A 14,119-nucleotide genomic window follows, 5' to 3' on the forward strand; every position below is an offset into this window, starting at 1 on the left:
ATCCGAGCCATTCAAAGGCCAGAAAAATCGATATCGCTCCACAATTTGGGCGCAATACCGGCAAAAGCAAAGAGCATGGGCAAGCGCTGGGCAAACCCTTGGAAACCATGGTCGCCACCTGCTTGAATACGCAGCGCACATCCCCGGTAAAAAGCCTGGGCCTGGCGATAATCCAGGGTTTCATCCGCCGTTTGCAACCATACCTGATAACTCTCGGGGTCTTTAGGCGGCGCGACCTCCAACTCAGCCAAGGCGCTGACGTGATCGGCGGTCAGGTCCCAGGTTTCATCGCTGTAAAAGTTCTTTTGCGGTCCGAGGTAACCGTCAAACAGTGTATGCGGGCGAACAGCGGGGTTAATCAGCAGCGCTTTCAAGCCATGACGCTCAGCCAGATGCGTCGCATAGTAGCCGCCCAGAGAGCTGCCGACCAGCAACGGACGACCCAGGGCTGCAATTTCGGACTCAATCTGCACAATGGCTTGGCGCGGATGATGATGCAATGCCGGAACCCGTAATTGCCCAGCCAGCCCCATGCTTGTCATCGCACGGCGCAGCTGACTGGCTTTAAGCGAGTCTGGTGAACTGTTAAGTCCATGCAAATAAAGGATAGTTTCAGTCATGGAGCAGGAGGCTACTCGTTCACGGCCACAGGCTGCAAGGGCCTGGTTCATGGTGCTTGTAGCAAAATACGAAGTGCCTGGCCGAGATGGCGGTCAATAGCCCTTGACGCTGTAATCGACTTCGAAATCGATTCCGGTCACTCGCGATACGCCAGTTTCAATCCGCCCATCTGCAAACAGGCGCAGCCAGCGATAGCCTGGGGCACTGGTATCGACCTGAAACTCTTCACTACCCGGCGCAAACTGCACACAGGTCGAAGGCGAAGCCAGCAGCCGCACCGCGTTGCGCACTTGATCGAACTCTTGATGGATATGCCCCCAGAGTAGGCAGCGCACCTGCGGGAAACGCTCCACAATCGAAAACAGCGCATCGGGGTTGCGCAAGCCAATCGGGTCCATCCAGCGACTACCAATGGGAACTGGATGATGATGCATGCAGATCATATGGTGGCGCTCGGGCGCCTCGCTTAGCGCTCGCTCCAGCAACGCCAATTGGCGATCACAGAGAAAGCCTGGCACCGCCCCGGGAATTGCAGAGTCGAGCAGGATCACTCGCCAATTGCCAACATCAACCAGGGTATCGAGCAAGTTACTGCCGACACAGGCCGCCTGCATGGCTTGAATTTCATCGTGATTACCGGGAAACCAGCGCATCGGTGCACGGATAGCCGAAGTCATTTGCCGGAAACGAGTGTATGAGGCTTCACTGCCGTCTTGCGACAAGTCGCCACTGGCCAACACGAGGTCGATTTGCGGCTGCTCTTCGAGAACCCGATCGATCACGCGCTGCAAGCTGTCCTCGGTATCCATACCTAGCAGCTTGCCATTAGCCTCGGCAAAAAGATGACTATCAGATAGCTGAACCAGCAGTATCGATGAGTCGGCGGTATTAGTTTGCGCGCTCGGCAAGGCCGTCTCCTTGAGCGGAATAGTTTAATTATGGCGGCTTGCATAGCGAGGGGAAACTCGATTTGCGCGGCCTGGTTCACAGAACCTGTGCACAACTGCAGCAAAACCATCGGTTTCAGTGAACCAAACCCAGCAATCCCCCCAAACACTGCCCGCCCTATTCAACGACTTCGTCCTTGCCCAAGCCTTGCAAGTCCCGACGCAAGGCACCGGCCAGTCTGTTAAATCCAGCGTAGCAAATGATGGGAGTTGTACAGGAGCCAAGTCACCCGGGCTGCGAAAAACGGGTTGCAGGGCCTCTCAGGCAGTGAAGGTGTGAAATGCGGCCAGCAGCGCCCTCGGCTTTAGTTGTTCCGAATAGGCATTATTCAGCAGAATCGTGCACGCGCCCAGGCTACAGCTCGTTCAGTCCAATGGCTGTGGGCAGCTTTCGACGCCCTTATATTTAAGAGGCTCCCTAGATCTGCAGCTCGGCTTCATGCCCACACGCCAGGCAATGACTTAGCCACTCACCGAGGAAGAGATTGAGCTGGGTTTTCTCATCGGGCTGGTGCATGTCGGCATTGGGGTAGGGATAGACTCCACGGAAGCGCCGTGAGCTTTCGGCTCCCACCACTTCAGCCATGCGCGCATCGTGGTACACGCGCACCTCCAGCGCCGGGACCGGCAACCAGGGCAAGCTGTGCTCCTGGCGTACGCGGATCGTCGAGGTGTATGGGCAGTTTTCCAATACATCCAGCGCCAGCACCCCCAACAGCTTCTCGCCCTGGCTGACCGCAACACGGCGAGCACTAGGCTCTTCGCGCATCGCCGGGAGCAAACGCATCAACCGCGCATAATTAGCCTCGCAAGCCGTTTGCAGCTCGACCAGGTCAACGCGGTAACGATCACGGATCACATTTACTGCCATAACCCCCTAACCTCGGCGCGGTTAAGCGCCAGCCATTGCAAGGCAATAATGCTTGCGGCGTTATCGATTCGCCCATCTTTTACCGCATCCAATGCGTCTTCAAAAGGCCAGACATGCACCTGGATGTCTTCGCCTTCCTCGGCGAGACCAAAGACTCCGCCGACCCCTTCGCTGTCACAACGGCCAACAAACAAGTGCACACGTTCGTTGGAGCCTCCAGGTGAAGGATAGTACTGAGTGATCGGCCACAGCGCCCCCAACTTCAGCCCTGCTTCTTCCATCGCCTCGCGGTGTGCCACCGCTTCGGGCTCCTCGTCCTTGTCAATCAGCCCGGCAACCAGCTCCAGCAGCCACGGGTTGTCACTCTTGTGCATGGCGCCGACCCTGAACTGCTCGATCAACACCACCCTATCGCGCTGCGGATCATAAGGCAGCACACAGACCGCATCATGGCGCAGAAAGACTTCCCGATTAAGCACCGGCCCCATTTCGCCGGAGAACTGACGATGGCGCAAATGCAGGCGATCAAGGCTGTAAAACCCGCGAAAGCAGGCTTCACGCTCAACAATTTCGACCGCATCCGGCCCCGGTTTGAAGGTATCTGGCATGGAGTCCTCACTCGGCTGTTAACCTGACTTTCACGCATCCTACCCCTGCAACTCGCGCGACGCAGCCTCTTTACATTGGCTCGGCCAGCACTTTGCAGATGCACGTGCGGCTGGAATCATGCAGCATAGATGGGGTCGCCAAGGCTCGAACTCAAGCGCCTGCCTGTAGTCGAAGCCTGCAACCCTTAACAGCCTTCAGCCAAATGTTGGATTACATGTCACTGACCAAAAAGCTCGCAATCGTCGGCATCAGTCTCTTCCTTGGTGCCTGCCAAAGCATGATGACTGGCGAAAAACCCTTGGTTGCCCAGCGTGTCGCCTGGGAACACGTAACGCCAGGTTGTACCGGTGAACCTTGCCCGCTGGTCAATATCGACACACTGCGTTTTGCCCAGGAGCCGCAGCTGAATCCACTGATCGAACGCGCCCTGCTACGCATGACCACCGATGCACCGGACGCGCCGCTGCCTGCCTCACTGGAATCCTATGAAAAGGACTTCCTGGTACGCGCCGAGCCTGGCTGGAAAACCTACCTGCAGGCCAAATTGCGCGAGCAACATGACCAAATGGTGATCATCGAGCTTTCCAGCTACCTGGCGACCGGCGGCGCACATGGCATGCCGGGTCGCGGTTTCATCAACTACGACCGCGACCAGCACAAGGCCCTGACCCTTAAAGACATGCTCAAGCCGGGCACCGAAGACGCCTTTTGGCATCTGGCAGAGCAGGCCCATCAGCGCTGGTTGAAAGCCAACAAGCTCGACCAGGACCCGGAGTATGTAAAAACCTGGCCTTTTGCACGCACCGAAAACATAGCCCTGCTGAAAAAGTCAGTCTTGCTCAAGTATGACGTCTACACCCTGGCGCCATACTCCAGCGGCCACGTGCCCTTGACCATTCCTTACTCGCAACTTGGGGCAATACTCAAGCCGGAGTACATGCCGGCTTCGCAATAGCCCTGCCAAGCACCCATTGCAACCCGCCGGCAATCACCAACGCTGGCAGGGTTGCGCCGACGTCCGGCAGCAAATTGCTCAGCATGTGATAGACCACCACCCCGCACGCCCAGGCCAGCAAGGTATCCCAGCGCAGGCCGACCTTGGGCGCTAGAGCGGCCTGGCGACTGCGCAAGATAAAGTGATCGACCAGCACCACGCCAAACAACGGCGCAAACACCGAGCCGATCAGCAGCAAGAAGTTCTGGTACTCAGCCAAGGGCGCCAACAAGGCGATCAAGGTGCACAAGGCACCTATTGCCAGCGCAAGGTGCTCGACTTTGAACCTGAGCAAGATACCGCCAGACACTGCCGCCGAGTGGATATCGGCAAAGGCGTTTTCTGACTCATCGAGCAGAATCAGCAATAGCGGAATCCCAAGCCCTGCGCCTGCCAATGCCAGCAACAGCGCATTGGCCTCACCGCTCGGTGCGAAGGCCAGGGTGTAAGCCACGCCGAGGCTCATCAGCCAGAAATTACCCAGGAAGAACCCCGCTGCGGTACCGCCGAAAACGTTGCGCGCACGCTTGCCAAACCGTGAATAGTCGGCAATCAGTGGCAGCCAGGACAACGGCATGGCGATGGCAATGTCAAAGCCCAGGGCAAATGGCATGGAACCGTCACCCGCACGCGCCCACAGCACAGACAGATCGGTCTTGTCGAATAGGTTCCAGGTCAGCCACAGGCAAGCGCCCAGCAATAACCAAATCCCCCACTTGCGCAAAATACGCCGGACAAAGGTCAAGGGGCCGGTCACCGCGAGCAAGGTTGCGATCGCCCCAAAAAACAGGGTCCACAACGCGGCATTTGTCAGCACACTGCCCTCACCAAAGGCACGGGCCGAGAGCAGGCTGGCCGCATCACGCATGACAATAATTTCAAACGCGCCCCAACCGACCAGTTGCAGGATATTCAGCAAGGCAGGCACCACAGCGCCTTTAGCGCCCAGGCTGAGCTTTAACGCAGCCATGGCTGACAGGCCGGTATCGACACCTATCACCGCCACGGCACCCAGCAACAACACGCCCACAGCGGTGCCGCAGGCGATTGCCAGCATCGCCCCAGACATGCCCAGGCCCGGCGCCAGCAACGCACCGAGTTGCAGCACCATCAAGCCGATGCCAAGCGAGAACCAGAGTGAAAACAAATCGCGCGCGCCAAAAACCCGCTGATCGGCAGGTACCGCGTGATGTGGTGAATAAGTACTAGGAGTGTTCACACGCAAGACTCTCTAAAATTGGTATTGGAAGCGCAAACGCCCGACTGAGGGCAGCCGGGCGTTTGCAGCCTTGCTCAGCCTTTTGTTCAGACCTGGCGGTAGATCACCGAGCCTTCCTCTTTGAAGCGCTGCGCCTGCTCCTTGAAACCCGCCTCGATGGCCTGGCTCTCCTCGGAAAGGCCATTGACCTTGGCGTACTCACGTACTTCCTGGGTGATTTTCATCGAGCAGAATTTCGGCCCGCACATGGAGCAGAAGTGCGCGACCTTGGCCGAATCCTTAGGCAGGGTTTCATCGTGATAGCTGCGCGCGGTGTCCGGATCAAGACCGAGATTGAACTGGTCCTCCCAACGGAACTCGAAACGCGCCTTGGACAAGGCGTTGTCACGAATCTGCGCCCCGGGATGGCCCTTGGCCAAGTCGGCAGCGTGAGCGGCAATCTTGTAGGTGATGATCCCGGTCTTCACATCATCCTTGTTCGGCAGGCCCAAATGCTCCTTGGGCGTCACGTAGCAAAGCATGGCGCAACCGAACCAGCCAATCATCGCCGCGCCGATGCCCGAAGTGATGTGATCGTAGCCCGGGGCAATATCCGTGGTCAGCGGGCCTAGGGTATAGAACGGCGCCTCGTCACAACACTCAAGCTGCTTGTCCATGTTCTCCTTGATCAGGTGCATCGGCACATGCCCCGGACCTTCGATCATGCACTGCACATCATGCTTCCAGGCAATCTTGGTCAGCTCGCCAAGGGTTTCCAGCTCACCAAACTGCGCGGCATCGTTGGCGTCGGCAATCGAGCCGGGGCGCAGACCATCGCCCAGCGAGAAGCTGACGTCATAGGCCTTCATGATTTCGCAGATTTCTTCGAAATGGGTATAGAGGAAGTTTTCCTGATGATGTGCCAGGCACCACTTGGCCATGATTGAGCCACCGCGCGAGACAATCCCGGTCACCCGCTTTGCCGTCAGGGGCACATAACGCAGCAAGACTCCAGCATGGATGGTGAAATAGTCGACACCCTGCTCGGCCTGCTCGATCAAGGTATCGCGGAACAACTCCCAGGTCAGGTCTTCGGCAACCCCATTAACCTTCTCCAACGCCTGGTAGATTGGCACGGTGCCGATTGGCACTGGCGAGTTGCGAATGATCCACTCGCGGGTTTCGTGAATATGTTTGCCAGTCGACAAGTCCATCACCGTGTCCGAGCCCCAGCGAATGCCCCAGGTCAGCTTGGCGACTTCTTCTTCGATGGATGAGCCAAGCGCCGAGTTGCCGATGTTGCCGTTGATCTTCACCAGGAAGTTGCGCCCGATGATCATCGGCTCAAGCTCGGTGTGGTTGATATTGGCCGGGATAATTGCCCGGCCACGAGCAACTTCCTCGCGCACGAACTCGGCAGTGATCTGCTGAGGAATCGACGCGCCAAAGCTCTGCCCCGGATGCTGCTCTTTCAGCAAGCCAGCGGCGCGGGCCTCTTGCAGCTTGAGGTTTTCGCGGATGGCCACGTATTCCATCTCAGGCGTGATAATGCCCTGGCGCGCGTAGTGCATTTGGCTGACATTACGGCCTTCCTTGGCCCGACGCGGATTACGCACATGGGCAAAACGCATTTTGCCAAGTTCTTCATCAGCCAGGCGAAGTTGCCCGAAATGCGAACTCAAGCCCTCGAGTTGTACGGTGTCGTCACGGTCCAGGATCCACGGCGTGCGCACATCAGCCAAGCCCTTGCGCACATCAATCTGCACCTGCGGGTCGGTATAGGGGCCTGATGTGTCGTAGACCAATACCGGTGCATTGACTTCACCGCCGAAGTCAGTCGGCGTAACGTCCAGGCTGATTTCACGCATTGGCACGCGGATATCGGCGCGCGAGCCCTCAACATAGATTTTGCGCGAGCGGGTAAACGGCTGGACTGATTGCAGGTCAACCTGGGCGGACTCACTGAGGTTCTTGTGGCTACTTTGTTGTTGTACGCTCATCGACGTCTCTCTCCTGAGATAGTTGTCGGAGCGAACATGAACGAGGGAGTGCTGGCGCGGGGCACCGAGACGGTGCACAGAGGACTCGCCGAGGCAATGGCGAGGACATCTTGTTCCCTACGCAGGCCTTAACCTGATCAGGTTCAACGGGATCCGGCGACAGCCAATCTCAGCCCCTCGATTAGGGCACCCCGACAAGAACATCGCCATTCTAATCAGCACGCCCGGGAAATCCAACCCGCCAGTCAAAATAAGCTGACCCACGCGTCGTTTTTCGACCCCGATACTTGCAGCAGCCCTATTTAGCCACTGATCTATTTGCCTGCATCTTTCATTGCCTGCCGATCGATTCGTGACGCGGTAATAAAAGAAGTATTAAGATCCACAACAGTGCCTACACTGAGCTGTGAATTGTTGCGGTCAAGCAACATAGCTTGTTGCAAACTACACCCATGACGCTAATTGTCAGCCTTGACCCTCCCGTCAGCGACGCTTAGCCTTGTCGATTACTGCTAATTCTAGGAACACCCCTAATGTTGCGTAGACTTTCTCTGGCTGTCGCTGTTGCGTCCGCGATGACCGGTCAAGCTTGGGCTGCACAAGCTCCGACCACCGCAATGAATGACCTGATATCGGTATACCGCGAAGCTGCACAGAACAACGCTGATATCGCCGCTGCCCGCGCCGACTACCAGGCACGCCGCGAAGTCGTGCCGCAAGCACGTGCTGGGCTGCTGCCCAACCTGTCTGCTGGCGCCGAGCTCGCCGACACCCGCACCAAGCTTGATTCCCCGTCCTACACGGCGAACCGCAGCGGTACCGTGTACCAGGCCAACCTGAGCCAGCCGCTGTTCCGTGCCGATCGCTGGTTCCAGCTGCAAGCCGCCGAAGCAACAAGCGAACAAGCTGCACTTGATCTCTCGGCCACCGAGCAGAACCTGATTTTGCAAAGCGCCGAGAGCTACTTCAACGTGCTTCGTGCGCAGGACAACCTGGCCTCGACCAAGGCTGAAGAAGCTGCGTTCAAACGTCAGCTGGACCAGTCCAACGAACGTTTTGATGTCGGCCTTTCGGACAAGACCGACGTACTCGAATCACAAGCAGGCTACGACACCGCACGAGCCAACCGGATCATCGCCGAACGCCAGGTTGACGACGCCTTTCAAGCGCTGACCACCCTGACCAACCGCGAATACCCGGCGCTTGAAGGCATGCGCCACACGCTGCCGATCCTGGCGCCAACGCCAAACAATGCCAAGGCCTGGGTCGATACTGCATCAGCACAGAACCTCAATCTGCTGGCCAGCAACTATGCCGTCGACGCAGCCAAGGAAACCCTCAGCCAGCGTAAGTCGGGCCACGCCCCAACGCTCGATGCGGTTGCCAGCTATCAAAAAGGTGACAACGACAGCCTGGGCTTCACCAACAGCGGCTTGAACAGCGGCATCCCGCCCTACAGCGGTGATGTCGAGCAAAGTTCGATTGGCTTGCAGTTGAATATCCCGATCTACAGCGGCGGCCTAACCAGCTCGCAAGTGCGTGAAGCCTACCAGCGCCTGGACCAAACCGAGCAACAGCGCGAAAGCCTGCGTCGCAAGGTGGTACAGGACACGCGCAACCTGCACCGCGCCGTGAACACCGATGTTGAAACGGTCAAGGCACGCAAACAGTCGATCGTCTCCAACCAAAGCGCGTTGGAAGCGACCGAAATCGGTTATCAGGTGGGTACCCGCAACATCGTTGACGTGCTCGATGCCCAGCGCCAGCTATACAGCTCGGTCCGCACCTATAACGATGCGCGCTACGACTACATCCTCAACAACCTGCGCCTGAAGCAGGCGGCAGGCACCTTGAGCCCAGCCGACCTGGAGGCGCTGGACACCTACCTGAAGCCAGACTACAACCCGGACAAGGATTTCCTGCCGCCGGACCTGGCCAAAGCAGCAGAAGCTCAGATGCAAGGCAATCCAAACTACTAAGTTTGGATTGCAGGTATAAAAAACCCGGCATCAGTCGGGTTTTTTATACCTGCAGACAATCATTGAACCTTCATAAGTCGCTGCAAACTTGCCAGCAATCGCTGCAGGGCACCCTGATTCGCCCGCATCACCGACACACCTGCATCGCGCATCGCCTGCGCCTGCTCCGGCGCTTGCCACAACCGGCCAATCTCCCTGGCCAAGCCTGCGGCATCACTTACCTCAACCAGTGCGCCTGCCTGACGCAGTTGGTTGGCGATATCGAGAAAGTTGAACAGGTGCGGCCCGCTTAATACAGGTTTGCCCAACGCCGCCGGCTCCAGCAGATTATGCCCACCATTGGCCACCAGGCTGCCGCCAACGAATGCAACATCAGCCAGGGCATACAGGAAAAGCAACTCGCCCATGGTATCGCCCAGCAAAACCTGATGTTCAGCCGTAACCTGCGCACCAGTCGAGCGCCGCTGAACCTGCAAGCCAGCGGCCTTGAGCTGCTCGTACACCGAATTGAAACGCTCGGGGTGGCGCGGCACTAAAATCAACAACGCATCAGGCCACTGCTGGAGCAGGCTCCGATGCGCCGCGATCATCTGCGCATCCTCGCCTTCATGGGTACTGGCGGCAATCCACAGCGGCCGCTCAAGTGCGCCCCACTCGGCTCGCAATGCCTGGGCCCGCTCCAGCAATGCCGGGTCTATGCTCAGGTCGAACTTGATAGAACCGGTCACCTCGACACAGTCGGGACGCGCACCCAACTGACGGAAACGCTCGGCTTCAACCGCAGTCTGCGTGGCAATCAGGCTCATCTGGGCCAGCATTGGCGCTGTCAGCCTGGAAAACCTTGCATAACCGCGCGCCGAGCGCTCGGACAAGCGCGCGTTGGCCAGCGCAACCGGAATGCCGCGCCTGGCGCATTGGTTAATGTGGTTGGGCCACAACTCGGTTTCCATGATCACTGCAAGTTTGGGCTGCACCCTATCCAGAAACCGCGCCGCGACCCAAGGCAAGTCGTACCCCAAGTAACAGTGCTGAATGCGGCCTTGGTATTCGGCACCAGCGAACAGCGCCTGGATACGCTCCGAGCCGGTTGGCGTCATGCAAGTAATGGTAATCGGCAAGTCGGGGTATCGTGCCAGCAGCTCACGGATCATCGGCGCAGCAGCAATGCTCTCCCCCACAGAGACTGCATGCACCCAAATGCCACCGGGCTTGAGCGCAGGCAAAGCAAAGGAAAAACGCTCGCCGATTCGCAACGCATAGGCAGGAGCCTTGCGTGCCCGCAAGGCCAGACGCACAGCCACCAATGGCAGTCCGAGGTGAAATAACAAGGTATAAAGCAAACGATTCATTGGCGCTCGGCTTAGTCAATTTTGAACGGCGATCAGCTTATCAGAGGCTCAGCCAATTGCGCGCAGGTGCTCGGCGAAGCGATCCGCCAACCAACGCGCCGCCGGCCCCAGGGTTTCATCTCGCCGCCAGACCAACTCAACCACCAGCGGCGGCGGAGTCCAGTCACTGCTCAATTCAACCAAATGATTTTGATAGGTAGGGTACTGCACAACGTGACGCGGCAACCACGCCCAGCCCAGGTTGCGTATCAACAATTCGGCCATGGCGTAAAAGCTGTCGGCACGCCATACGGCTGGACTGATTTGCTCACCGCCGGGGTAACGGCTGTCCTGGAGCGCCATCAATAACTGCCTGTGACGAGCCAGTTCACGCCGGTCAACCCGCTTGAGCCCGGCAAGCGGGTGCCCGGCACCACAGACAGTGACCATCTCCACCGTGCCCAAGCGCTGACGTTCAAGGGTGTCAGGCATTTGTTCATGATGAAACAACAGGCCCAGGTCTGCACGGCGCTCCAGTAATTTGCGCGCAACCTCGCCTTGCGCACCACTCGCCAACTGAACCTCGATCAAGGGATACGCCTGCGAGAGCGCCTCCAGGCTATCAAGCACGGGTTGATAAGGCATGGCCTCGTCTTGCGCCAGGCGCAAACGCAATTCCTCGCCACGCACCAGGCCAAGCGCTCTTCCCTCCAGACGCTGGCATTGGCGCAACACCTCGCGCGCCTCCTCCAGGAGCACCGCGCCCTCTTCGGTCAAGCGTGGTTGTCGACCACTGCTGCGCTCAAACAGCAACACCCCAAGATCCGCTTCAAGCATCGCGATCGAACTACTTACGGCCGACTGGACCCGCTTCATTTGCCGAGCCACGGCAGAGAACGACTGGCCCTCGGCAACACTCACAAATAACCGGATCTGCTCAAGATTCCATTGCACAACCTATCTCCATAACAGGCAGGTAATGACTTTATCCCATCAGCTTAATAACTAGAATAGCGCGCATTGAAGAGGAGACTGGATATGAGCGGATACCTTTACCTGGCAATTGCAGTGACGGCTGAAGTCATAGCGACAACATCAATGAAAGCCATTAGTGGCCTGAGCAAACCGCTGCCGCTGATCCTGGTGATTGTCGGCTATGCAATCTCCTTCTGGATGCTCAGCCTGGTGGTCAAGACCATTCCGGTAGGCATTGCCTATGCCGTTTGGGCAGGGCTGGGAATAGTGTTGGTCAGTATTGCCGCGACCTTTATCTACCAGCAACGCCTCGACCTTCCTGCCATGCTCGGCATGGGCTTGATTATCGCAGGCGTCATGGTGATTCAACTGTTTTCACAGTCCACAGGGCACTGATCCTCACATACGAGCACGTCGAGAACCTTGGGCTGCCCATAGGTTTTCGGCGTAGCCAGGCAAGCTCAATCCGTCAGGCAGGTTATACTGGGCGTCTGATATTTTTGATGAGACGCGAGCATGCCCAGCACTCTAAGCACAGACGTTCTAATCATTGGCGGCGGCATCGCTGGCCTCTGGCTGAATGCACGTTTGCGCAAAGAAGGTTTCGCCACCCTCCTGGTTGAAAAAGACAGCTTGGGAGGCGGCCAAAGCGTTAAATCACAAGGCATCATCCATGGCGGGGCCAAATACGCGCTGCATGGCGCCCTCACTGGGGCATCCGAGGCGATTGCCGATATGCCTAGACGCTGGCGCGAAGCGCTGGCAGGCACTGGCGAGCTGGACCTCAGCGGTGTACGCCTACTCTCCGACGCTCACTATTTATGGTCACCAGGCACAATTGCCGGCAACCTCACCAGTTTTTTTGCCAGCAAGGCCGTGCGCGGACGCGTCGACCAGGTAAAAGGCGATCAACTGCCACCCGCGCTGCAACACCCCAAATTCAAGGGCAAGGTCTACCGCCTCGCCGAGTTGGTGCTGGACGTACCAAGCTTGATCACGCGCCTTGCTGAACTGGCGGGCGACAGCTTGCTTGCAGGCCAGACTATCGAGCCGATACTGGAATCTGGCAAGCTGGTTGGGCTGCGAGTTGATGGTCGCGAAATCCGCGCACAACGGATAGTCCTCAGCGCAGGCAGCGGTAATGAAGCGCTGCTCAAGGCCCTCGATATCAGCCAGCCTGCGCAACAGTTGCGCCCGCTGCACATGGTGCTAGTCAAAGGTCCGATCTTGAAACCACTCTACGCTCACTGCCTCGGCGGCGGCCCCAAACCTCGCGTCACTGTCACCACGCATCCGGCAGCGGACGGTCAGTGGGTCTGGTATTTGGGAGGCGACATTGCCGAAGGCGACGCGATAAACCGCGAAGCTGATGCGCAGATAAAAGCAGCGCAAAAGGAGCTTGGCGACTTACTGCCCTGGATTGATCTCTCTGACGCGCAGTGGTCAACCTTGCGCGTTGATCGTGCCGAGCCCGCGCAATCAGGCCTGGTACGCCCCGACAATGCATTTCTCGCGGAGTCAGCCCCCCTGCTTATTGGCTGGCCGACAAAACTGGCGCTTGCCCCAGACTTTGCTGACCGGGTGCTTGCAACGCTGGAACGCGATGGCATCCGACCGGGCCGCCAACCCGAACTGCCGGAGCTGCCTCGCCCCGCCATCGCCCAGCCCGTATGGGAGACTTTGTTTTGACTCAAACGCTACATGGCCTGCACCGCCCGCTTGGCGCCACAGGCCTGATGGTTTCCCCGCTGGGCCTGGGCACCGTCAAGATCGGGCGCGACCAAGGCGTGAAATACCCTAATGGTTTTACCATTCCCGATGATGCCAGTGTGCGCAACCTGCTTGCCCTCAGCCAGGACCTGGGCATCAACCTGATCGACACGGCCCCCGCTTATGGCACCAGTGAAACGCGCCTGGGTCCCTTATTGCGTGGCCAGCGCCAGGATTGGGTGATTGTCAGCAAGGTCGGTGAAGAGTTTGAAAACGGCCTGTCGTATTTTGACTTCAGCCCGGCGCACACGCGCCTGTCAGTGGAACGCAGCCTGCAACGCCTGGAAACCGACTATATTGATATGCTGCTGGTACATTCTGACGGCAACGACGTCTCGATACTCCGCGACAGCGGTATTTACCTCGCACTTTCAGAGTTGAAGCGTGAGGGCAAGATTCGTGGTTTCGGCTTATCCGGAAAAACCGTTGAAGGCGGCCTATTGGCACTGGCCGATGGCGATTGCGCAATGGTGACCTATAACCTTAACCAGCAAGACGAACGACCTGTACTGGATTACGCCCAGCAACACAGCAAGGGCATTCTGATCAAAAAGGCACTGGCCAGCGGCCATGCATGCCTGGCCCCGGGCGAAGACCCTGTGCGCGCAAGCTTCGAGTTGATATTTGCGCACCCGGCTGTTTCCAGTGCCATTATCGGGACCATTAACCCGCAACATTTGACCGCTAACGTCGCAAGCGCAGCAGCAGTGATTCGAGACATCAACTGAAACACATGCTGCCTAGCTTATCGCTTGGGTAACAGTGAAGTTGTGGCAGTCTCTAGCCTCTAGAGCCGTCACCCACTGCATTGGGGCTAACCGCATAGG

Annotated in this window: 13 protein-coding genes and 1 riboswitch; of the genes, 5 read left to right on the forward strand and 8 right to left on the reverse strand. The window is 58.0% G+C overall.

All coding sequences use genetic code 11. The annotated features are described in order from the left end of the window. Window positions 1–11 precede the first annotated feature (11 nt). The 4 genes from CHB79_RS10510 to CHB79_RS10525 form a co-directional block, all read right to left on the reverse strand. Window positions 12–620, reverse strand: a complete 609-nt coding sequence (locus CHB79_RS10510; protein ID WP_089359978.1) for a YqiA/YcfP family alpha/beta fold hydrolase — start codon at window positions 618–620, stop codon at window positions 12–14. Window positions 621–713: 93 nt separating this feature from the next. After that, the gene (gene cpdA / locus CHB79_RS10515) at window positions 714–1,529 is read right to left on the reverse strand and encodes a 3',5'-cyclic-AMP phosphodiesterase (RefSeq protein WP_089359809.1); all 816 of its coding nucleotides are present in this window, start codon (window positions 1,527–1,529) and stop codon (window positions 714–716) included. A gap of 457 nt (window positions 1,530–1,986) precedes the next feature. Next, window positions 1,987–2,439 carry a DUF1249 domain-containing protein gene (locus tag CHB79_RS10520; RefSeq protein WP_089359810.1) on the reverse strand — a complete coding sequence of 151 codons (453 nt, stop codon included), beginning with the start codon at window positions 2,437–2,439 and terminating at the stop codon, window positions 1,987–1,989. Next, window positions 2,430–3,047, reverse strand: coding sequence for an NUDIX domain-containing protein (locus CHB79_RS10525; protein ID WP_089359811.1), 618 nt, complete (start codon window positions 3,045–3,047; stop codon window positions 2,430–2,432). Before CHB79_RS10525 ends, CHB79_RS10520 begins: the two co-directional genes overlap by 10 nt. Window positions 3,048–3,262: 215 nt before the next feature. On the opposite strand from CHB79_RS10525, the gene CHB79_RS10530 reads away from it, so the two are divergent. Beyond that, window positions 3,263–4,003: an RsiV family protein gene (locus CHB79_RS10530; protein WP_029529587.1), complete on the forward strand. Its 741-nt coding sequence runs from the start codon at window positions 3,263–3,265 to the stop codon at window positions 4,001–4,003. Here the strand turns inward: CHB79_RS10530 and cytX are convergent. Next, entirely contained in the window at window positions 3,972–5,261 is a 1,290-nt protein-coding gene (gene cytX, locus CHB79_RS10535; RefSeq protein ID WP_089359812.1) for a putative hydroxymethylpyrimidine transporter CytX, read from the reverse strand. The genes CHB79_RS10530 and cytX overlap by 32 nt on opposite strands. 86 nt (window positions 5,262–5,347) lie before the next feature. Beyond that, window positions 5,348–7,240 carry a phosphomethylpyrimidine synthase ThiC gene (gene thiC, locus CHB79_RS10540; protein ID WP_089359813.1) on the reverse strand — a complete coding sequence of 631 codons (1,893 nt, stop codon included), beginning with the start codon at window positions 7,238–7,240 and terminating at the stop codon, window positions 5,348–5,350. 97 nt (window positions 7,241–7,337) lie between these two features. Further along, a riboswitch (TPP riboswitch) is annotated at window positions 7,338–7,444 on the reverse strand. A gap of 329 nt (window positions 7,445–7,773) precedes the next feature. Between thiC and CHB79_RS10545 the strand changes: the two genes are divergently transcribed. Further along, on the forward strand, window positions 7,774–9,219 hold the full coding sequence (locus tag CHB79_RS10545) for a TolC family outer membrane protein (RefSeq protein ID WP_089359814.1): 1,446 nt from the start codon (window positions 7,774–7,776) through the stop codon (window positions 9,217–9,219). 59 nt (window positions 9,220–9,278) lie between these two features. Here CHB79_RS10545 and waaA read toward each other — a convergent pair whose 3' ends face one another. Further along, a complete protein-coding gene (waaA, locus tag CHB79_RS10550) occupies window positions 9,279–10,568 on the reverse strand; it encodes a lipid IV(A) 3-deoxy-D-manno-octulosonic acid transferase (protein ID WP_089359815.1) in 1,290 nt (429 codons plus the stop codon). A gap of 48 nt (window positions 10,569–10,616) precedes the next feature. Further along, on the reverse strand, window positions 10,617–11,501 hold the full coding sequence (locus tag CHB79_RS10555; RefSeq protein WP_089359816.1) for a LysR family transcriptional regulator: 885 nt from the start codon (window positions 11,499–11,501) through the stop codon (window positions 10,617–10,619). Window positions 11,502–11,585: 84 nt separating this feature from the next. Here CHB79_RS10555 and CHB79_RS10560 point away from each other — a divergent pair, with 84 nt between their 5' ends. The 3 genes from CHB79_RS10560 to CHB79_RS10570 all read left to right on the forward strand — a co-directional run bounded on the left by CHB79_RS10560 (window position 11,586) and on the right by CHB79_RS10570 (window position 14,020). Continuing rightward, window positions 11,586–11,918, forward strand: coding sequence for a DMT family transporter (locus tag CHB79_RS10560; protein WP_010488442.1), 333 nt, complete (start codon window positions 11,586–11,588; stop codon window positions 11,916–11,918). Window positions 11,919–12,038: 120 nt separating this feature from the next. Further along, window positions 12,039–13,211 (forward strand): NAD(P)/FAD-dependent oxidoreductase, encoded by a 1,173-nt coding sequence (locus CHB79_RS10565; protein WP_089359817.1) that lies wholly within the window; start codon window positions 12,039–12,041, stop codon window positions 13,209–13,211. Next, window positions 13,193–14,020 (forward strand): aldo/keto reductase, encoded by an 828-nt coding sequence (locus tag CHB79_RS10570; RefSeq protein ID WP_089359818.1) that lies wholly within the window; start codon window positions 13,193–13,195, stop codon window positions 14,018–14,020. The genes CHB79_RS10565 and CHB79_RS10570 overlap by 19 nt, the downstream gene beginning before the upstream one ends. Window positions 14,021–14,119: the final 99 nt, after the last annotated feature.

Origin of the sequence: Pseudomonas segetis, assembly GCF_900188155.1 — a bacterium.
Lineage (GTDB): Bacteria > Pseudomonadota > Gammaproteobacteria > Pseudomonadales > Pseudomonadaceae > Aquipseudomonas > Aquipseudomonas segetis.